The following is a 19,908-nucleotide window of genomic DNA, read 5'->3' on the forward strand; positions in this document are numbered from 1 at the left end:
CGCACTTCGGGAGCGCGCCGCCACGGAGGTGAGCAACGCGCCGTCGTCCGTGGTGGGGTGCAGCCATCTCCGTGGGGGAGGCCCAGCTCCCTCCGTGCTCCGTGCCCCTGAAAGTCAGCTCCGAGTCAGCGCACAGTCGGCGGCAGCGCGGTCAGCGCACGCGGTAGTGAAGGTGCGCGAAGCCGCTCGAGAACTGCCGCGTCGAGAGAAGCTCGAGGTCGACTCGGAAGCTCGGCATGGCCGCCGTGCGGCCGCCCACCGAGACGGGGGCCGGGAGCAGATGGACCTCGTCGATGAGGCCCGCGGCGAACGCCGTGGCGGCCAGGTTGGCGCCTCCGATCGCGAGGTCGGCGCTCGACGATTCCTTGAGAGCGCGCACGGCCTCGGCATCGAAGCGGCGCTCGAGGCGGGTTCGCTCCATGTTCGCTGCCTCGAGCGTGCTCGAATAGACGATCTTCTCCGCCGCGCGCCAGAGGCCCGAGAAGTCGACCATGACGCTCGGCTCGCCCTCGACGAAGGCGGGATCGCCCCACGCGCGCATGACCTCGAACATGCGGCGCCCGTACAGGTGGGTGCCGACCGGCCGGAGGAGGTCGTTCACGAAGGCGTGCACCTCGGCGTCCGGTTCCGCCCAGCCGAACTGGCCGTCGCGGTCGGCGATGTAGCCGTCAACCGACGTGATCGCGGAGTAAATGAGCTTTGCCATGTCAGAGCGCCGCGAGTGCGTCGGGGATCGGCGTGCTGCCGTCGACAAAACCAATGAACTTGGAAGCCGTCGCGGGCCGCTTGAGGACCTCTGCCACCACCTCGGCCACGTCCGCGCGGCTCACGGTCCCGGGGCTCGAGTGGTCCACGATCGTGATCCCGCCGCTCCCCGCTTCGAGGGTGAGGGTGCTCGGCGCCACGATGGTCCAGTCGAGGTCCGTGCTCTGGAGATACTGATCCGCCGCGGCCTTCGCCTCGGCGTATGGGAAGAAGGAGTGCTCGGGCGGGACACCATGGTCCGGGCGGGCGCCGAGGTAGGAGACCATGACGTAGCGCTGGACGCCCGCCTTCGCGGCCGCGTCCATCGATCGAATCGCCGCGTCGCGGTCCACGGCGTACGTTCTGGCTGGGTTTCCGCCGCCGGCACCGGCGGTCCAGACGACTGCGTCGTGCCCCGCGAGGAGGTCCGCGATCTCCTCGGTGCTGAGCTGTTCGATGTCGGCCACGACCGGATGGGCGCCGGCCGCAGTGACGTCCGTGGTGTGGTCCCGGTTGCGGATGATCGCGGTGACCACGTCCCCGCGCGCGGCGAGCAGCGGCGCGAGCAGTAGTGCGATCTTTCCGTGCCCTCCGATGACGGCGATCCGTGCCATGGGCCGCCTCCCTCCCGTGTCGCGCGCCGCGTGTGGTCCTGCCGCGGGGCCAGCCTAGCCCGCGGGGCCCCTCAGGAGGCCCACGTGCCACGGTAGCGAGCGCTCGGGTCCACTTCTAGGGCTCGGAACTGCGTGTTGCGCACAACGCGCCGCGCCCCCGACCGATTGAGAAGTATCAATCGGACGGGAGCGCGGCGCGCGAGGGGGGCCGAGGCCCAGGGGACTAGCGGCCCAGCTGCGGGTCGGACGTGAGCGGCCGGCCGTCGTCGAGGCGCCCGGCCAGAATCCGCACGAGCTTCGGATCGGCCGCGGCGGTGACCTTGAGGTCGTACCAGCCGCCCTGCGTCGGGATCACCACGGTCTTGGCCTGACCCGGGTTGAGCGCGAGGGCCTGCGAGCCGGCGCCGTAGGCGTCCGTGAGCGAGAGTGCGGCGGCCGCCGAGCCAGCGTTCTCGATCCGGAACTGCGCGTGGCCGGCCACCCCGTCGAGGGTCACCGAAACGCGGATGTCCGCGGCCGCCGTCGTGCCCGCAAGGCGGCGGTACCAGCCCGCGGGGCCGTGCATGTGCACGTCGTACTCGGCGCCGAGCGCCCACGACGCGTCAAGGCCGGCGCCCGCGCCGATCGTGTACGAGTAAGGGCCCGCCGGAAGGAGGTTAGAGCGGACCTGCACGTGCGCGCCGAGCGCCCCAGCGTTCGACCAGTGCGCCGACAGCTTGCCGCCCGCCACCGAGGCGGCGACGTCGAGCGCGTAGCCCAGCGGGCGCGACGGACGCGTGCCCTTCTCCTGGCCGGGCATCGTGTTGACGGCCGGAGGCGTCGGAACGTAGCTCGGGTGGCGGTTGTGGTCCGCGGGCTTGAACGCCGAGGTGTCGGGCAGGGCAGGGGCGGCGCCCCCGTTCGCCGAGAAGTCGAACGCGCTCGTGAGGTCGCCACACACGGCGCGGCGCCACGGGGAGATGTTGGGCGACTTCACGCCGAAGCGCGATTCGAGGAACCGCACGATCGACGTGTGGTCGAACGTCTCCGAGCAGACCCACCCGCCCATGCTCCACGGCGAGATCACGAGCATCGGCACGCGCACGCCGAGGCCGTAATGGCCCGGGACGTCGGCGATGCCGGAGAACGTCATGCGCCCGTCGTACCACTCGCCCTCGGTCGAGACGGTCGAGGCGCCGGGGATCTGCGAGGTGTTGGGGTGCGGCGGGACGACGTGGTCGAAGAAGCCGTCGTTCTCGTCGTACATGAAGAACACGGCCGTCTTGCTCCAGACGTCCGGGTTGGACGTGAGGATGTTGAGGATGTTCGCCGTGTACCAGGCGCCGAAGTTCGGCGGCCAGTTCGAGTGCTCGGTGTACGCCTCCGGGCCCACGATGTAGGAGACCTGCGGGAGCTTGCCGCTCGCGACGTCCTCGCGGAAGATCCGGAACAGGTCGTCGCCGGCCTTCGCGTTCGTGCCGGTCAGCGCCTTCTCGTAGAGCGGGCTGCCGGGCTTCGAGTTCTGGTACTGCGTGAGGTAGAGGAGCGAGTTGTCGCCGTAGTTGCCGATGTACGCGTCGCCGGTCCAGCCCCAGTAGCCCGCGGCGGTGAGGCCGTCGCCGACGTCCTGGTACACCTTCCAGCTCACGCCGGCCTTCTCAAGCTCCTCCGGGTACGAGCTCCACGAGTAGCCGACCTCGGCGTTCCACAGGTCGGGGCCGCCGGCCTTGTAGTCATTGCCGTCCCAGCCCGTGAACATGTAGTAGCGGTTCGGGTCCGTGGGGCCGAGCAGCGAGCAGTGGTACTGGTCGCAGATCGTGAACGCGTCCGCGAGGGCGAAGTGGAACGGGACGTCGCCGCGCTCGTAGAACGCCATCGTGGCCTCCGACTTGGCAGGGAGCCACTTGTCGTACTTGCCCACGTTGAACGCCTCGTGGGTGAGCTTCCACGAGTGGTCGAGGTCCTCCATGAACTGCATGCCGAGGTTCGGTGCGGTCGGGTGGTAGGGGAGGATGTCACGGGTGCCGTTGTTCTGTGCAAACGTGTTCTTCCCGCTCGGGAGGACGGCCGGGTGCGGATCGCCGAACCCGCGCACGCCCTTGAGCGTGCCGAAGTAATGGTCGAACGCGCGGTTCTCCTGCATGAAGACGATCACGTGCTCGACGTCCTTGATGGAGCCGGTCGCCCGGTTGGCGGGGATGGTCGCGGCGCGTGCGATGCTCTCCCCGAGCATTTCCGCGATGGCCGTGGAGGCCGCGGTCGCAGCCGAAAGCTGAAGGAAATGGCGGCGGTTCAGGTTTGGCATGGAGGGTCCTCCCTGTGGGCTTCAGTTCTCCTGTAGTCCCCCGCGGGGAGCCTGCCACCTTCAGATGACGTGCGGGTTGCGCTGGGTTGAAACCTGCGCGGCAACAGACGACGGCGGGTGGCCCCCCATTTGCGGCCACCCGCCCGTCGTCTCTGCTCCGGTCCGTTTCTCGCGCCGGAAAATGTGTGCCGTGCCGCGACACACCGCGCTCCCACCGGTTGGGAAAGTTCAACCGGACGGGAGCACGCGAACCGTTACACCTCGAGCCGCTCGTGCTCCCATTCGTCCAGGAGTTCGGGCAGCCGCGCCATGAGGAATCGGTAGAAGTGGCCCATTTCCTCGACCCGCGCGCGCGCCGCCGAACCGTCGGGCAGCTGCAGCGCCGTCGCGTCCGCGAGGTCGGCCAGCCGCTCGTAGACCGGGTTCTGCCGGAGCGACGCGACGTACCAGGCGTTGTCCGGGAGCGCGTAGCGGTCGCGTCGGCTCCCCGGCTGCGAGACCCGGTGCACGAAGCCGACCGTCTGGAGGTACCGCACGGAGCCCGAGACCGCGGCCGGGCTCGCGCCGAGCATCTCGGCAAGCTCGGCGGCGGTGAGGGATCCGTCCGCGGACACGACGAGCGCCATGAGCGTCCGAGCCGGCATCTTGGGGAAGCCCGCGGCGGTCAGCACGGCCGCGGATGTCTCTGCGCCGTCGGGCATCCGGTTGGCTGCCGGTTCGCTCACGCTGTTCCTACCTCTCTGCGGCGTATGGCAACGAGTGCCACGAGGGCGAGGACCACCGCGATGCCGAGCATCCAGAACCCGCCGCTCCAGTCAGTCCCCGCCCCGGTCGTGACGGGCGTGTGGGTGAACGGCGAGATGTCGCGGATCTTCTCGTCGAAGCCGAGCATTCCACCGTAGATGCCGAGCACCACGCCCACGCCGAGCAGCGACCACCCGGCGGCGATCGTGGCGCGTGGCCACACGACGAACACCGCGGCTGGCAGCGCGAGGTAGATGAGCGCGGCAGGCAGCTGGTCGAGCGCGGTCTGCCACACGTCGCCGACGGCGCTCGACGTGTCACCGGACGCGACGAGCGAGACCCACGCGCCGAGGGCGGTGAAGAACATCACGAGCACCATCGAGGCGGCGCCGAGCGAGAGGAAGCTCCCGAGCCAGCGCATGCGCCCGAGCGGCCGCGAGAGCACGAGCTCCGCCGTGCCGGCGGCTTCTTCCTGGCGTAGCCGGATGACGGCCTGCAGCCCGCAGGCCGCCGCGAGGATCCCAGCGATCTCGAACAGTGCCGCGACGAGGAGCTGGGTCATCGAGGTGCCCTGCGCCTCCACCATGGCCCGGAGGATCGATGTGACCTGCGGGCTGGAGGTGATCGACGCCTGGATTGCCGAGCCGAGCGAGCCCGTGAGGACGCCGGTGGCGAGGCCGCCGATGCACCAGCTGACAATGGCCCCCTGCTGCAGGCGGAGAGCGAGCGAGAACGGCCCGCGAAGGGTCGGCCCCGCGTCCGGTCGCCCGGCGCGCCCGGCGAGGACGCTGGCGCCGACGTCCCGCCGCGCCATGAGACCGACGACGGCGGCGATGCACACCACCGCGAGCCCGAGCGGCAGAAGCAGGGGCCACAGCCGGTTGCCCGTATACGCGAAGGTCTGCTGCCCCCAGCCGATGGGGGAGATCCAGCTCGGCCAGGCCGCCGTCACGGTCATCCCGTCCGGCTCGACCTTCCCGGTCGCGTCCCCGAAACCCCGCAGGAGGTACGCGACCATGACGGCCGCGGAGGAGATCCCGTTCGCCCCCCGCGACGTGCTGAAGAATTCCCCGGCCAGCAGGCCGACGCCGAGGAACGCGAAGCCCACGGCGCCGGTCGCGAGTCCGGCCACGACCGAGCCCGCAGGATCGAGCCCGCCGCCCATGAACCCGAGCGCGGTCGCGGCCGCGACGAGCACGTCCGCGACCAGGCCGTGGACGATCGTCGTCGCGAGCGGAGACCAGCGTCCGGCGGCCGTTGCGGAGAGGAGCTCGGATCGGCCCGATTCCTCCTCGGCCCGCGTGTGGCGGACCGCCATGAACGTGTTCATGAGGGCGGCCAAGAGCGCGATGAAGGAGAAGATCTCGAAGAAGGTGAAGGCGTCCAGCTGGGGGCCGCGGGCCAGGCCGCGGAGCACGAGGATTGCCGGGGTCGCGGTCGCGAGCTGGAGGACTTGGGCCCGGGAGGCCTCGTCCCCGAACGTCTTGGCGATGGCCTCGACGGCGAACCACGCGAGGACGCCGATCGAGAGGACCCAGCTGAGGAGCTGCCACCGGTCGCGGCGGAGCCGCTGACGGTAAAGGACCCAGATCATCTCAGGCTCCCGTCCGCGCCGCCGCGCGGTGGCGCCGGTGGTGGGCTTCGCCGTCGTCCGCGGCCTCGGCAACCGGGGTGACCGTGTCGCCGTAGTGCCGGAGGAACAGTTCCTCGAGCGACGGCGGGGCCACGAGGAGGCCCTTGACGCCGAGGTTGCCGAGGAGGGGGAGGACCTCGTGCACGCGGTCGGAGTCGGCGCCGAACTTGACCCTGCCGTCTGTGACGGTGAGGTCGTGGACTTGCGAGAGGGTCGTGAGGGCTCGGGTGTCGACGCTGTCCTGCGCGAACGAGATCTCGGTGCGGGTCAGGTGGCGGAGCGCGTCGAGCGTGCCGCCGTCCACGATCTTGCCCGAGCGGATGATGCTCACGCGGTCCGCGAGCTGCTCCACCTCGGAGAGGATGTGGCTCGAGAGGAGCACGGTGGCGCCGTTCTCCCGGCTCAGGCGGCGCACCTCACGGGTGAAGACGGCTTCCATGAGGGGGTCGAGGCCGCTCGTTGGCTCGTCGAGGAGGTAGAGCTCCGCGTCCGTGACGAGGGCGGCGATGAGCGCGACCTTCTGGCGGTTGCCCTTCGAGTACGCGCGGCCCTTCTTCGAAGGATCGAAGTCGAAGATCTCGCTGAGGCGCTGCTTGCGCTGCTTGTAGTCGCGGTCGAGTGTGCTGCCGCGCAGGCGGGACAGGAGGTCGATGGTCTCGCCGCCGGTGAGGTTGGGCCAGATGTTCACATCGCCGGGCACGCTCGAGACGCGGCGGTGGAGTTCGACGGCGTCCGTCCACGGGTTGCGTCCCAGCACGGTCGCGTTGCCGGACGACGCGCGGGCCAGCCCCAGGAGGATGCGGAGCGTTGTGGACTTCCCGGCGCCGTTCGGGCCGAGGAAGCCGTGGATCTCGCCGGAATGAACCTCGAGGTCGAGGCCGTCGAGGGCCTTGACCTGACCGAAGTTCTTGTGAAGATCGACAGTCTGGATGACAGTGTCCATGGCTGTGAGTGTACGCAGTTTTCACAAACTTATGAATATTCAAAACGAAATCTTAACGCGACGCCCTCAGCCAGGGTGCGGCAGCCCACCACGCAAGCGCCGCTGGGACAAGGCCTGAGCCCACGAGCAGCAGAGTGGGCACGCGCGCCAGGAGCAGTGCCCACGTAGCTGAGAGGACGACGGCGCCGGCGAACCGGAGCGGACGACGGCGCGCGAGCGCCCAGGCTGCGAAGGCGCACCGACGCGGGCGTGCTGTGGGCGGGAGGATCGCGGCCGCGGCGATGAACGCCAGATACGCGGCGGTGGCGGCGCCGCACGCCGCGGCCAGCAGGCTCAGCGCCACTGCGCTCAGAACGCCGCCTGCCGAGGCCCAGAAGGCTGCGGAGACGATCGCCGCGAGCGCGAAGGCTGGCTGAACGACTGCGATCTTCCACGTCTGCCGCAATGCGGTGACGAAATGTCCTCCGAAACGCACGGCAGAGGCCCGGTCGTGGCCCACGAAGACCTCGCGCAGCGACCGCTGCAGCGCGACGGCGGCGGGAAGCACTGTCACCAGGGGAAGCGAGGCCAGCACGAAGCAGATCTGAAGTAGGAGTGCCTCGCCGGCTGCCGTGGCGGCGCCGAACGCCCGAACGCGTGCCGGAAGAGGCGGCGTGGTGGTCCCAGCGGGGTCTTGGGGCATGGCACCTCCTGTGGTGGTCGCTACTTGATCATTCTGAGGGGGCCGTGATCGAATAATCAAGATCGATCATGCTCTCGCGAGGAGGAACGGTGCTCGCCGACCAGCGCCATCAGATGATTCTTGAGCGGGTCCGTCTTCACGGCCGCGTCAAGGCGACCGAACTCGCGGCGGAGCTCGGAGTCTCAGAGATCACGGTCCGCCGCGATCTCAACGATCTGCATGACGCCGGACTCCTCACGCGCGTGCACGGGGGCGCCGTTCGCAAGGGATCAGAGCGCCTGGGCGAGTCCGCGCCCCGCGCGATCGGGATCATCATCCCGAGCCGACTGCACTATTTCAGCGACGTGCTTCTCGGCGCAGAGTCGGCAGCGCGCGGACTCGGGGTGCGGCTCGTTCTCGGCGTGTCCGGCACTCAGGACCTCGAGCCCGATCAGATCGCGAGGATGGAGAGCCTAGGCGTCGACGGACTTCTCATGACCACCGCCGCGAGCGACTACGAGCCCGAGCGGGTTGCCTCCTGGCTCGCGGATGTCCGGCTGCCCACCGTCCTCGTCGAGCGCTCCTTCGGGTACCCGGCCATTTCCCGCGAGTTTGACTACGTGCGGACCGATCACCCGTACGGCGCCGCGATCGCCTTCCGTCATCTTCACGGTCTCGGGCACCGGAAGTTCGCAGCCGGTTTGCTGACCACACCCACTTGCCAGTGGCTTGAGCTCGGGTGCCGGCGAGCGGAGGCGGAGCTCGGGCTCGAGGACCCCGTGGACGTCGTGCGTATCCAGCAGGTCCCGTCGGAAGACTATTCGGAGGTCCTCGAGGAGTTCTTGGAGCGAGGGCTCGCTCGCGGAGTGCGCGGCTATTTCCTTCACAACGACACCCTTGCTGCGATGTTCGTGGACGTGGCGACGCGGCGCGGGATTCGGGTGCCCCAAGACATTGCGGTGATCGCCTACGACGATGTGACCGCGGGCTTCGCCGCGGTGCCTCTCACGGCCGTCGCCCCTCCCAAGAAGCATCTCGGTGCCGCCGCCCTGGCTCAGCTCATGCGCCGGCTCACGGGCGCACGCGACGAGCCCGTGTCTCATCAGGCATTCCTGCCGAGCCTCACGGTGCGTGACTCGTGCGGTGTGGAGATCGGAGTCGTGATCGAAAATGATCGAGCAATCAAATAATGCTTGAATGCTCATGGATCGTCTCCTATGGTGATGGAAACCGCTATCCCAGTGGCGTGCATCACGGTCGAAGGAGACGCACATGCGCAAACAGAAGTTCACAACTGCCGCACTCGCGGCGGGCATCGTTCTGACCCTCGGCGCCTGCGGTTCCCAAGGCGCAAGCAAGGCATCAAGCGACAACCTCGACCCAGCGACCGCTTCCGGGACCCTCCGGGTCATGATTCCCACGTACCCGGTGTCGAACGCTGGCAAGGACGCGTTCCAGAAGGTCATCGACGAATTCCACAAGACCTGGCCGAAGATGAGCATCGAGCCAGACTTCGTGACGTACAACAACATGAACGAGAAGATCTCGACGTCGATCGCGAGTGGCTCGGGCTATGACGTCCTCGTGACCGGTGTTGGCTGGATACAGCCGTTCGCGGCCAAGGGCGTCTTCAAGGACCTCGGAACGGTTGGAGTGACGAAGCAGACCGTCAGCGACGGCACCGTCGACGCCCTCGTCCCGGCGGTCACCTACGAGGACAAGGTGTACGGCTACCCTCTCGTCGCCGATGCCCGCGTCGTGGCGCTTCGCAAGAGCGCGTTTGTTGAGGCTGGCCTTGATCCGTCCAAGCCCCCGCAGAGTATGGCCGAACTCAAGGCGGATGCGGAGAAGCTGACGAAACGGGACGCCGGTGGCGCGATCACGCGCCCGGGCTTCGATTTCTACGCAAAGCCCGGTGCCTATCGCCAGGCCTTCACATGGTTCCTCGCCTCGACGGGCACTCCGCTCTACACGTCCGACGGCAAGCCGAGCTTCGCCGATGATCAAGGCGTCCAGACGATCAACTGGATGAAGAGCATGGTCAACAACGTCGAGGACTTCGGGAAGCAGAACGCTGCCGGCCAACCGCTGGTCTACACGGGCGAAGCCGCGATGGGCTTCACCACGGCCTCGGTGGACTGCAGCGACAAGGGGGTGGGCCAGAAGAACTGCGACGACATGGAGTACTTCCTGCTCGACAACGGCTCGCCGGCGGAATTCGTTGGCGGCGACATTGCCTCAATTGGCAGCAAGACCAAGTACTCGAAAGCCGCATGGGACTTCATCAAGGCGCTCACCACGCCGGAAGCGGGCCAAGCCCAGGCCGCACTCAACAACAAGATTCCTGCTTCTAAAGCGGCCGCCAACAGCACTGCCGTTCAGGCGAATCCGCTGAGCAAGTTCGTCACAGCGAACCTCTCTCATGCTGTCTACGAGGGCGGCGCGAAGAACTGGCTCGAAGTCCGCAATTCCTTCAACACCGCCCTCGACGAGGCCATTCTTGGCAAGCGGCCGGCAAAGGAAGTCCTGGATGCCTTGGCGGCGCAGTCGAAATGACCCGCGTCATGACGACAGCGGCGATTGGGAATGGATCGGAGTCGACAATTACGTCGAGCTATTCCACGACGCGGCCTTCCTCAAGGCGTTCACCAACACCGTGGTCTATGCCGTGGTGGTCGTTCCCATAGCGATGGCACTCGCGCTCACGGTTGCGCTTGGGCTCAACCAGAAGGTCCGCGGACTCGCGATCTTTCGCACAGCCTTCTACATTCCAACTGTCACGGCGACGGTGGCCGTGGCCACGGTCTGGCTGTGGATCTACAACCCGGGATCGGGGCTCGCGAACGGATTTCTGAGCCTGTTTGGATTCGGTCGGTCGCAGTGGCTCACGAGCCCCGATATGGCCTTGCCCTCGATCATTACGGTCGGAATCTGGCAGGGACTCGGGGCAAAGATGATCATCTATTTGGCGGCGCTTCAGGGGGTCTCCACCGAACTCGTCGAGGCGGCCACCCTCGACGGCGCCAACCGGTGGCAGGTTTTCCGTCACGTGACGTGGCCATCCATTGCACCAGCCCAGTTCTTCGTCCTCATCACGTCGATCGTCGGCACTTTCCAGGTGTATGACCTCGTCTACGTCATGACGCAGGGCGGCCCGGGCGGAGCAACGAACGTCCTCGTGTTCGATATCTATCAGCATGCGTTCCAAGGCCTCCGCCTCGGCTACGCGTCCGCAGAAACGGTAATCATGATCCTGCTCATCAGTGCATTCATTGCGCTCGGTGCCAAACTTCAGGGGGCTGGAAAGAAATGACGGACCTCCACACCGCACGCATTTCGGCGAGCCGATCGGGGAACGCGCGGCGTGTCCCTCTGGGGCGCATATTCCTCTACCTCGCGCTCACAGCTGGGGCAATCGTGATGATCGCACCGTTTGTTTGGATGCTCATGACCGCGCTCAAGACGAATGCCGAGGTCAGCACGTTCAGCTGGCTCCCCAAGGAATTTCATTGGGAGAACTTCGTCGAGGCCATGAACGTCGCGCCGTTCCTGCAATACATGAGGAACAGCCTGTTCATCGCGGTCGGCGAGACAGTCGTCACCGTTGCCCTGTCCACGATGGCCGGCTACGCGCTGGCCAAGCTGCCCCTTCGAGGGAGCCGGACGCTCTTGAACTACTTCATCGTGCTGCTCATGGTGCCGTTCCAGATCATTCTTGTTCCCTTGTTCCTCATCGTGAAAAGCGTCCCGCTCTTCGGTGGCAACGATCTGTTCGGCGCGGGCGGAACGGGGTGGCTTGATTCGTGGTGGGGTCTCATCATCCCCCTTGCCGCAGGTCCCATGTATACGTTCCTTGCGCGGCAGTTCTATGTGTCGCTTCCGGCCGAACTTGCCGACGCCGCGCGCGTTGATGGGGTCGGCGAATTCGGAATCTTCTTCCGGATCATGACGCCCCTCATCAAGCCCGCGCTGATCACGATGATCGTCTTCCAAGTCGAAGCGGCCTGGAATGCCTTCTTGTGGCCGCTCATGATCACCAGCTCGGATGAATTGAGGCCGCTCCAGCTTGGTCTTGCGGTGTTCTCACAGAACCCCGCGAGCATCCAGTGGCCCTATCTCATGGCCGGGACGGCGCTCGCTGCGCTTCCGATGATCGTGCTTTTCGTCGTGGCCCAGCGGCAGTTTGTCCAGGGCATGGCTAATACAGGGCTCAAGGGGTAGAAAATGCGAACAATCGTTGCACCCGCGCGCCCGCGGGTGGCATTCTCCATGCGCTCCGCAGCCCTTCGTGATCGCCTTTTCGACCCGGCGGCGAGGGAAAGGCTCGAGGCGATCGCCGACGTCGTAAGCGATGACGTTCTCACCGAATTTGATTCGCAGGCCGCTCGGATGGTCCTCGGGCGGACGACGGCGCTCATCACCGGGTGGGGGTGTCCCTACCTTGGAGGTGAGGTGCTCGATGTGGCGAAGGGGCTGCGGCTCATCGCGCACGCAGCGGGGAGCGTCAAAGGCCACGTGGGGGAGGCGGCCTGGGATCGCGGCGTCATCGTGACGACGGCAGCCCAGGCGAACGCGGTTCCCGTGGCCGAATACACGCTCGCGGCGATCCTCCTTTCGGGGAAGGATGCGTTCGAGGAGCGCGCTCAGCTTCGGCTTGGCCGTTCTCGGTACAGGAGACCCGGGTCCGGTGCGACCAACGGGAACTACGGCACGACGGTGGGCGTTATCGGCGCTTCGCGGGTAGGGCGGCTTGTGCTTGAACGATTGAAGGCGTTCGATTTCCGGGTGCTTCTTGCCGATCCGACCCTGCGCCCGTCGGACGCCGTGGCCCTCGGCGCTGAGCTTGTGCCGCTCGAGGAACTGCTCTCCGAAAGCCGAATCGTCTCGCTCCACGCCCCCATCCTGCCTACGACAGTGGGGATGATCGGCGCGACCGAGCTTTCACTGATGCGCGACGGGGCGACTTTCATCAATACCGCGCGGGGCGTCCTCGTGGACCATCGCGCGCTTCGAGCAGAGCTGCGCTCGGGCCGCCTCCGCGCCATCCTGGACGTCACGGATCCGGAGCCGCTCGCGGACAGCGACGTGCTGTACGAGCTCGACAATGTCGTCCTCACCCCGCATATCGCTGGGTCGATGGGCAACGAGCTAGCCCGCATGGGTGATCTCGCGGTCGCCGAGGTGGAGCGACTTGCCGCCGGCATGGCGCCCGCCTACGCGATTAGCCGCGAGACTCTTGCGGTGATGGCATGACGGGGGTGGGCACGACGAGGTCGTTGGCCTTCTCGCCAGGCCTTGTTTCGGTGACGTTCCGGGCGTTGGACATCGAGCGCATCGCAATGCTCGCCCGCATGGCCCGACTGGCGTCGATCACCTGGGCTGGGGAAGCACACGTGCCGCCCGGAGACGATGCGAGTGCCCTGGAGGCGAAGCGTCTAACCGGGGGCGCGGGGCTGGAGGTGGAGGCGTACGGGTCGTACTGGCGGGCCGGTACAGCCAGTTTCGGGCCAGTGCTGTGGGCTGCGATTCTGCTCGGGGCGTCGAGGATCCGGGTCTGGGCCGGGCAAACAGGGTCCCGCGAGACGAGCGGCGCGGAGCGGAGAGCTGTGGCGCATAGGATCGCCTCCGCAGCGGATCGTGCCGCGGCCGAGGGGATCAGCATCCATCTCGAGTTCCATCGGAATACGCTCACGGATACCGCCGAATCGGCCCATGGCCTGCTCGAAGAGATTGACGCACTCCGCACGGTGGCCCAGCCCCGCGTCATGACATATTGGCAACCGCGCCCCGGGATCTCGGCGGATTCGGCGCGGGCCGAGGTCGCGATGCTGGCGGATCGGATCAGCGCGTTCCACGTGTTCTCGTGGGAGGCAGACGGCACGAGCCTGCCGCTCGCGCAGCATCGCGAGCAGTGGATCGGATGGCTCGAACAGTTTCGCGAACTTGCCGAGACCGCAGGGAACGGCGGGCGTCACGAGCTCCAGCTTGAATTTGTTCGGAACGCATCGGTTGAGGCCTTCCAAGAAGACGCCGACGAGCTCCACACGTGGGTGGCGGAGCTCGGCGCGGTCGAATAGGGCCCGGGGACGGAGAGTTCGCCGGGATATGTCCCGTCCTAAGCCGCGTTTGGGCGGGACCATTCCGGGGGAGATGGCCCCTGCCCCTACCCGCGGCGGGCCAGAATGCTGACGCTTGAAACGCCGTACTTGGACGTCGCCTTCTGGGCCTGCCGGGAGAGGAACTGGTACGCCTCGTTCGGGCGCACCGCCTCGATGCGGAAGCCCGCTCCCTCGATGATGGCCAGGAACTGGTCTCGCTGCATTGCCCCGCCGATGCACGCGGCCCACAGGGAGGCGTCGCACGTGATCGAGGTGGGCATCTCCGTGTCGGCGACGATGTCCGCGATGGCGAGACGGCCGCCGGGGCGGACCGCCCGGGCGGCCGCGGCAAACGCGCGGGCCTTGTCCGGTACCAGATTGATGACGCCGTTCGAGATGACGCAGTCGATCGCGCCGTCGTCCACGGCGCGTTCCTCCAAGTGGCCCTCGCGGAACTCGACGTTGGCAAAGCCTTCCGCGAGGCGCCGCGCCTTCGCGATCTGGGCGGCGGTGATGTCGACGCCGATCACGGACCCTTCACGGCCGACCGCGACCGAGGCGAGGAACGTGTCCATGCCCGAGCCGCTGCCCAGGTCGAGCACTCGCTCGCCCGGTTGGAGAGCGGCGAGGTCATGGAAGTAGCCGACGCCCGCGAACGACTCGACGGCCTCGGTCGGCACGCGGTCCAGATCGCCCGACGGGTAGCCCAGACGCTCGGCGAGGTTTCTGCCGGTCTCGAAATGGAAATCCTGCTGCGGAAAATTGGCAACCAACTCGTAGATCGACTTGACCCGAGCCTCGAGGTCAACGGTGTCGAGCTGATCTGGGGTGGAGTCCATGGATCCTCCTTGAGCATCCTCAGTCCGCCAAGGTCCCTCCCCGCACATATTCGACCACCGGGAGGCCATGAAGTCACGCGGCCGCACAGTCGAGGGCGCCAATGCGGCGCTCGCCGCTACTTCGGCGGGAGCGAGCTCGCGTAGAGAACGCCGACCTGAACCCAGCGCTCGAGCTCGTCGTCGGAGGCGATCGCAGTGTCCGCGATGCGGAGCCAGCCGTCCATGGCGCGCCCCTGCATGACGGCGCGTTCGACCCCGGGGTTAGAGCAGAGATCGTCGCTCGCCGACGGATCGGCCCGGAGGAGCATGCCGCCCTGGCCGCTCGCGCTCACGGCCATGTTCCCGCCGATCAGGAACGCGAGACCGCCGAACATCTTCTTCTCCGTGAAGTCGGCCTTCCCCACGAGGACGTCGCGGATGCGGTCGGCAAGCTCAGTGTCGTAGGCCACGCGTTCATCGTCCCAGCGCCCGCCCGCCGCCGCAATCGTCGGCCGCCCTGAGCGCGGGGGCTAGGGGCGTTCCGTTCACAGGGGCGGCGTCCGTAGGGAGCGGACGCCGGCGCCACTGAGCTTGGGCTTGATCGGCACCTAGACCTGCGGGTTCGCCACGGAGACGCGGCGGGCGTGTCATTGACTTGTCCCCGGAATGCGCGGCCGGGCATGCTGCTCACGGCCTAGTGATCGAACGCCAGGGGGAACACGTGAATTGGGTTGACATCTTTCAAGTGCTGGGGAGCCTCGCGACGACGCTCGCACTCATCTACGTCGCTAAATCCGCGGCGCACGCCAAGAAGACGGCCGAGGCCGCGGAGGAGCAGCTGAGCGTTGAGCGGATGCGGGATGACGTGCGGCGTCAGGAACGGGCGAGGGCGCAAGCGCATCAGATCAGCATCTGGCCGGCGATCCTGCACCGGGACGGCGTGGACCGCTGGGGAGTGGCGGTGGCGAACTCGTCCGGCGATCCGATCTACGACCTCGACATCCAGCGGCCACTGTCCCGTTCGCGGAACAACAAGGTGCCGATCCCGAGGCTAGACCTGAGGATGACCATCCTCCCGCCCGGCATCTACTTCTGCGAGCCGGAGGCGATCCCCGTGCCGGCAGCGCAGGACCAGCTCGAGCCGATCTTCAAGAACTCCGACTACTGCGCCGAACTGACGTTCCGAGACAGTTCGTCGGCCCTGTGGCACCGGGCCCGGGACGGCCAGCTTGCCGCAGTCGCGGCCGCGACTGCTTAGGCACATACGTTTTCCGCTGCCACATTCTGAGCACGAGGACATGATGATGACGGGCAATTTCGTGGTGACGTAAATAATGTGGGTCTTGTCCGCGAACTGGGGCGGGCCTTACAGTGACTCTGTCGCTGGCGTCAGGCGGGATTTCGGGGCTTCTGACGCCGTCGCTCGCACCTGTTGGGGGATCTACGTGAGGTCTACTCTCGCGGTTTTCTGTTCCCATTTTCGGGACGTCTCTGTCATTCCGCTCGGCCTGGTGCCCGTTTTCTGCGGAATGCTTGCGGCTCGGCTCGGTGCGGCGAAGCGGCGTCAATCCGAGAAGGGGGAACTTCCGTGCGCAATGAATCAGGCGAACCCAGCGATCCGGCGAATCCGAGGCGGGAATGGCCACCCGCCGAGTACGGTGCGATGCTCCATTTAGGCCAGAGGATGCCCGATGGGTATCCGGAACTTGCCGATCCGCACCGACCGAAACCGGGGCTCGACCTCAGCCTGGCAAGTCCCGGGCGCGGGGCGGTGCTCGCGCTTCTGGCGGTTCCCGCCGGGGTCGTGCTCTGGATGGCGCTGTGGAGCGTCGGCTGGATGAGCTCCTTGACGGCGTTTATCGCGGCCGTCCTGGCCGCGAAACTGTATGTTCTCGGCGCTGGCCGGATCACGACTGCGGGGGCGGCCGTCGTCGCCGTCGTCTGCGCGGCGACTATCCTGCTCGGGTTCGTGGGCGGGGTCTGGCTCGATGCCGCCCGGATTCTGGGTGGAAACCCGGCCATGTGGGTTTTCAAGGCCGATCCGTGGCGGCTCATGGCCTACAACACGATGCACAATTCGAATTTTTACAGCGTGATCTCCAAAGACTTCCTCATGGCTCTCCTGTTCGGGGCCCTGGGGTGTTTCTTCACGCTGCGCCGGCTGTTCCAGGAGGCGAAAGGGCCTCGGTAGACGGTGCGGCGTCATTGGGGACTCGGGTTGGCTTACCCATTCGCGACGATCGATGTGAAGGCCGCGCCCAGAGAATCGGCGACGGTCTCCGGCTGCCCGAGGTAGCCATTCACCATCGCGCCGTCTCGCAGAATCATGAGCTGCTTGGCCGTGGACTCGACATCGGACACCTCGGCCTCCGCAGCGACGGCTGCGAATTGGTCGAGGGTCCAGCTGCGGTGCGTGTCGACCGTGGCGCGGACGGGGTCGTCGGGGTCGGAGAACTCAGCCGCTGCGTTGATGAACGGGCATCCGCGGAATCCGGGGCTGCAGCTCGCAGACCCGATCCCCGTCGCGAGGGCGCGTAGCGATTCAATGGGATCGCCGTTGCTGCGCGCGTTCTTCATCCAGTCGCGCTCCGCGGCGGCCTGCTTTTCCAAGTAGGCGACTACGAGGTCGCTCTTGCTGCGGAAATGCCGGTAGAAGGTGACTTTGGTGATGCCGACCTGTTCGATGATTCGGTCGGCGCTCGTAGCGCGGATGCCCTGGGCGTAGTACCGCGCGTCGTGTTCTCCGATCCGGAGGTCGCCAGCGTCGGCCTCACGGAGTCCCGCGCCCGCGAGCGCGGGCTCACCATCCGCGCTGTCGAATACGACTTGGGCTGGGTCGCCGGGGCCAAGCTGCACGCGGACGGGTACCGGTCGCGCAAAGCTCGTCGTCGACGAGGACCGCGGCGTGATCGTCGGCGCGACCTTCATCGGGCAGGACGTCGCTGAGCTACTGCACTCCGCCGCGATCGCGATCGTCGGGGAGGTCACGATCGACCGGCTCTGGCACGCCGTTCCCGCGTACCCGACCATCAGCGAGATCTGGCTGCGGCTCCTCGAGAACTACGGACGCAGCGCCTGACGACCGAGAGCGGTCCTGCAGCCGTCCAACAGCAGGGAAGGGGGCCCCGAGCGTTCGCCGCTCGGGGCCTTCGAGCGCGGAGCTGTGACGGAAACAGCTAGCCCGAACGCCAGTCCCTCGAACTACTCCCTGCATGCCGGATCCGTGGCCTTGGCAGGTTCGGGCTCGAGATCCCGATTCGAGATCTTCACCTTGGTGCGGGACCTCAAGGGGATCCAAGCCTTGGGGAATGGCGCCGGGCGGCCTGCCGGGCGGTGCGGCACCCTGCTGCTATCGCGGGGCGCGTTGGTCTTCGCGATGCTTTCCATGAGCAGCGCGATCGTCTGGATCTCGTATACGGCGGAGGCCTCATTGGCGATCATCATGTGGATCGGTTCGGTGGTGCGTTCGGGCCCGATTCCGCCCCGGAGGCCTCTTGTGGCTTCGGAGCAGTTGTCGATGCCTTGGCAGCCGAAGGTTCCCGCACGGTCGGCGTTCACCGGCCTTGCCTTCGCTGGGTGGTTCACTTCCCCGCGCCTGCCGCGATGCCGGCGACGACGTACCGCTGAAGTGTGAGGAAGACGATGAAGAGCGGTAGCACGCCGAGGACAAGGGTTGGGAGCAGCTGTTCTGGGCTCATGGTGTGCGTACCGATTGTCGCGTAGACGGCGAGCGTCACGGTCTGCTTCGAGTCCGAGGAGAGGAGCACGAGGGGGAGGATGAGGTCGTTCCAGACCTGGAGGATGACAAAGATCGCGAGGGTCGCCGTCGCCGGTCGCAGCAGCGGGAATACGATACGCCAGTACGTGCGCAGGAGGCCGGCGCCGTCGACAGCGGCCGCCTCTTCCAGCTCCGGAGGCACGGTGCGGAGGAAGCCGGCGAAGAAGAACACGGCGAACGGCATGAGGGTGGCTGTGTAGGCGAGGACGATCCCGACGAAGCTGTCGAGCAGATGCAGTTTCTGCATGACGTCGTACAGCGGAGTGAGCACCACGAAGATCGGAATGGTGAGGCCCGAGACAAAGATCTGGTAGACCGTTCGGGTCCAACGCCGGGTGTGCCGGACGATCGCCCATGCGGCGAGCGATGCCGCCAGCACCGTGAGGACAGCCGTGGCTAGCGTGATGATCAGTGTGTTGCCGACGCTGCGCAGGTAGTGCATGTCCTGGAATGCCGTCACGTAGTTCTGGAAGTCAGGCGGCGCCGGGAGCGCGAACGGATTCTCTGGTGCTGCGGACCCGTGGTGGAGCGACACGACGACGAGAACCCAGATGGGGGTGAGGACGACGGCGGTGAACGCAAGCAGGATGACGGAGGCGACGACTCTGGAGACCCGCGTGCGGAGTCGCCGGGTTCGGATGTGGGGCCTCGCGTCCTGCCTCACGGTGTCGGTTCGGCTGATGAGTGCGGTCATGTGAGATCGGCCTCCCGTCGGCGCAGCAGGGTCGCCTGCGTGACCCCCACGATGATCGTGAGGAGCAGCAACCCGACCGCGAGCGTCGTGCCGTAAGCGAACTGGTAGTTCGCGAAGCTGTTGTTGTAGATGACCAGGCTCAGGGTCTGCGTGGCGTCTTCGGGGGCGCCCTGCGTCATGATGAACGGCAGGTCGAACACGCGCAGCGACCCGATGACGCTGAGCGTGATGTTGATGGTGAACGACGGCGCAAGGAGGCGCCAGTCGATGCTCCAGAACCGCCGCCAGCCGGTCGCGCCGTCGAGGTTGGCCGCTTCGATCAGTGCGGGATCGATCGCCATGTAGTTGGCGAGGTAGATCGTCGCGGTGTACCCGAGGAACATCCAGATGTAGATTGCGGCGATCGACATGAGAGCCGTGTGCGGGTCGCCGAGCCAGACCGGTTCGAGCGAGTGGAGGCCGAGCGCGTCCATGACGTCGTTCAGCGGACCGCCAAGCGGCGAGTAGATGTAGGACCACAGGTAGCCGACCGCGACGAAGGCCATCATGGCCGGCAGGAGAAGTCCGGCGCGCACTACGTTCCGCACGCGCTCCAGTTTGAAGAGCCAGAATGCGACGAACAGCGCCAACGCGTTCTGCGCGACGACCACGACGACGGTGTAGACGATGGTGTTGGCGAGTGCGTGCACTACCGTCGGGTCGGAAATTGCCAGCAGGTAGTTCTTCGGGCCGACGAAGTGACCTCCGCTCGGCCCGATCGCGTCGGTGAAACTCAGCTGCACGCCGCGGATCAGCGGGTAGATCACGAACACGGCAAAGATGAGGGCTGCCGGCGCGATGAGGACCATCGCGGATCGGCCACGGATTTGCATGGGATCGGCCTTTCGGACTTGAACT

General features: G+C 66.8%; 21 protein-coding genes and 1 pseudogene. 9 read left to right on the top strand and 13 right to left on the bottom strand.

The annotated features are described in order from the left end of the window. Positions 1–151 precede the first annotated feature (151 nt). The 7 genes from ACLN58_RS07060 to ACLN58_RS07090 all read right to left on the bottom strand — a co-directional run bounded on the left by ACLN58_RS07060 (position 152) and on the right by ACLN58_RS07090 (position 7,644). Entirely contained in the window at positions 152–706 is a 555-nt protein-coding gene (locus ACLN58_RS07060; RefSeq protein WP_415854557.1) for a dihydrofolate reductase family protein, read from the bottom strand. Position 707: 1 nt separating this feature from the next. After that, complete coding sequence (locus tag ACLN58_RS07065) at positions 708–1,358, bottom strand: SDR family oxidoreductase (RefSeq protein ID WP_415854558.1); 651 nt, start codon at positions 1,356–1,358, stop codon at positions 708–710. 223 nt (positions 1,359–1,581) lie between these two features. Further along, a complete protein-coding gene (locus ACLN58_RS07070; RefSeq protein ID WP_415854559.1) occupies positions 1,582–3,642 on the bottom strand; it encodes a phosphocholine-specific phospholipase C in 2,061 nt (686 codons plus the stop codon). Positions 3,643–3,896: 254 nt separating this feature from the next. After that, a complete protein-coding gene (locus ACLN58_RS07075; protein ID WP_415854560.1) occupies positions 3,897–4,367 on the bottom strand; it encodes a GbsR/MarR family transcriptional regulator in 471 nt (156 codons plus the stop codon). Further along, the gene (locus ACLN58_RS07080) at positions 4,364–5,980 is read right to left on the bottom strand and encodes an ABC transporter permease (RefSeq protein WP_415854561.1); all 1,617 of its coding nucleotides are present in this window, start codon (positions 5,978–5,980) and stop codon (positions 4,364–4,366) included. The genes ACLN58_RS07075 and ACLN58_RS07080 overlap by 4 nt, the downstream gene beginning before the upstream one ends. A 1-nt stretch (position 5,981) precedes the next feature. Beyond that, positions 5,982–6,962 (bottom strand): ABC transporter ATP-binding protein, encoded by a 981-nt coding sequence (locus ACLN58_RS07085; protein WP_415854562.1) that lies wholly within the window; start codon positions 6,960–6,962, stop codon positions 5,982–5,984. A gap of 52 nt (positions 6,963–7,014) precedes the next feature. After that, positions 7,015–7,644 carry a hypothetical protein gene (locus ACLN58_RS07090; RefSeq protein WP_415854563.1) on the bottom strand — a complete coding sequence of 210 codons (630 nt, stop codon included), beginning with the start codon at positions 7,642–7,644 and terminating at the stop codon, positions 7,015–7,017. An 89-nt stretch (positions 7,645–7,733) separates the two neighbouring features. Between ACLN58_RS07090 and ACLN58_RS07095 the strand changes: the two genes are divergently transcribed. From ACLN58_RS07095 to ACLN58_RS07120, 6 genes are all read left to right on the top strand, one after another. Beyond that, positions 7,734–8,813 (top strand): LacI family DNA-binding transcriptional regulator, encoded by a 1,080-nt coding sequence (locus tag ACLN58_RS07095; RefSeq protein WP_415854564.1) that lies wholly within the window; start codon positions 7,734–7,736, stop codon positions 8,811–8,813. Positions 8,814–8,895: 82 nt separating this feature from the next. Then, positions 8,896–10,179 (top strand): extracellular solute-binding protein, encoded by a 1,284-nt coding sequence (locus ACLN58_RS07100; protein ID WP_415854565.1) that lies wholly within the window; start codon positions 8,896–8,898, stop codon positions 10,177–10,179. Then, positions 10,154–10,936: a carbohydrate ABC transporter permease gene (locus ACLN58_RS07105; RefSeq protein WP_415854566.1), complete on the top strand. Its 783-nt coding sequence runs from the start codon at positions 10,154–10,156 to the stop codon at positions 10,934–10,936. Before ACLN58_RS07100 ends, ACLN58_RS07105 begins: the two co-directional genes overlap by 26 nt. Then, positions 10,933–11,844 carry a carbohydrate ABC transporter permease gene (locus ACLN58_RS07110; RefSeq protein ID WP_415854567.1) on the top strand — a complete coding sequence of 304 codons (912 nt, stop codon included), beginning with the start codon at positions 10,933–10,935 and terminating at the stop codon, positions 11,842–11,844. The genes ACLN58_RS07105 and ACLN58_RS07110 overlap by 4 nt, the downstream gene beginning before the upstream one ends. Positions 11,845–11,847: 3 nt before the next feature. Further along, complete coding sequence (locus ACLN58_RS07115) at positions 11,848–12,876, top strand: hydroxyacid dehydrogenase (protein WP_415854568.1); 1,029 nt, start codon at positions 11,848–11,850, stop codon at positions 12,874–12,876. Next, on the top strand, positions 12,873–13,700 hold the full coding sequence (locus tag ACLN58_RS07120; RefSeq protein WP_415854569.1) for a TIM barrel protein: 828 nt from the start codon (positions 12,873–12,875) through the stop codon (positions 13,698–13,700). The genes ACLN58_RS07115 and ACLN58_RS07120 overlap by 4 nt, the downstream gene beginning before the upstream one ends. Before the next feature lie 86 nt (positions 13,701–13,786). On the opposite strand, the gene ACLN58_RS07125 is transcribed toward ACLN58_RS07120, so the two are convergent. After that, positions 13,787–14,560 carry a methyltransferase domain-containing protein gene (locus ACLN58_RS07125; RefSeq protein ID WP_415854570.1) on the bottom strand — a complete coding sequence of 258 codons (774 nt, stop codon included), beginning with the start codon at positions 14,558–14,560 and terminating at the stop codon, positions 13,787–13,789. A 116-nt stretch (positions 14,561–14,676) separates the two neighbouring features. Beyond that, entirely contained in the window at positions 14,677–15,009 is a 333-nt protein-coding gene (locus ACLN58_RS07130) for a TfoX/Sxy family protein (protein ID WP_415854571.1), read from the bottom strand. A gap of 251 nt (positions 15,010–15,260) precedes the next feature. Here ACLN58_RS07130 and ACLN58_RS07135 point away from each other — a divergent pair, with 251 nt between their 5' ends. Both ACLN58_RS07135 and ACLN58_RS07140 read left to right on the top strand, forming a co-directional pair. Continuing rightward, positions 15,261–15,797, top strand: a complete 537-nt coding sequence (locus ACLN58_RS07135) for a hypothetical protein (protein ID WP_415854572.1) — start codon at positions 15,261–15,263, stop codon at positions 15,795–15,797. Positions 15,798–16,127: 330 nt separating this feature from the next. Continuing rightward, complete coding sequence (locus ACLN58_RS07140) at positions 16,128–16,730, top strand: hypothetical protein (RefSeq protein ID WP_415854573.1); 603 nt, start codon at positions 16,128–16,130, stop codon at positions 16,728–16,730. A 32-nt stretch (positions 16,731–16,762) separates the two neighbouring features. On the opposite strand, the gene ACLN58_RS07145 is transcribed toward ACLN58_RS07140, so the two are convergent. After that, a complete protein-coding gene (locus tag ACLN58_RS07145) occupies positions 16,763–17,287 on the bottom strand; it encodes a TetR/AcrR family transcriptional regulator (protein ID WP_415854577.1) in 525 nt (174 codons plus the stop codon). On the opposite strand from ACLN58_RS07145, the pseudogene ACLN58_RS07150 reads away from it, so the two are divergent. After that, positions 17,264–17,618 (top strand): annotated as a pseudogene (locus ACLN58_RS07150) (pyridine nucleotide-disulfide oxidoreductase); the annotation flags it as partial. The gene ACLN58_RS07145 and the pseudogene ACLN58_RS07150 overlap by 24 nt on opposite strands. A gap of 122 nt (positions 17,619–17,740) precedes the next feature. Here ACLN58_RS07150 and ACLN58_RS07155 read toward each other — a convergent pair. The 3 genes from ACLN58_RS07155 to ACLN58_RS07165 all read right to left on the bottom strand — a co-directional run. Next, positions 17,741–18,097, bottom strand: a complete 357-nt coding sequence (locus ACLN58_RS07155; RefSeq protein WP_415854574.1) for a hypothetical protein — start codon at positions 18,095–18,097, stop codon at positions 17,741–17,743. Positions 18,098–18,120: 23 nt separating this feature from the next. After that, a complete protein-coding gene (locus tag ACLN58_RS07160) occupies positions 18,121–19,011 on the bottom strand; it encodes a carbohydrate ABC transporter permease (RefSeq protein WP_415854575.1) in 891 nt (296 codons plus the stop codon). Next, the coding region (locus ACLN58_RS07165; RefSeq protein WP_415854576.1) for a carbohydrate ABC transporter permease at positions 19,008–19,908 on the bottom strand (901 nt) is incomplete at its 5' end. The genes ACLN58_RS07160 and ACLN58_RS07165, both read right to left, overlap by 4 nt.

Origin of the sequence: Sinomonas sp. G460-2 (genome assembly GCF_047759905.1) — a bacterium.
Taxonomy (GTDB): domain Bacteria; phylum Actinomycetota; class Actinomycetes; order Actinomycetales; family Micrococcaceae; genus Sinomonas.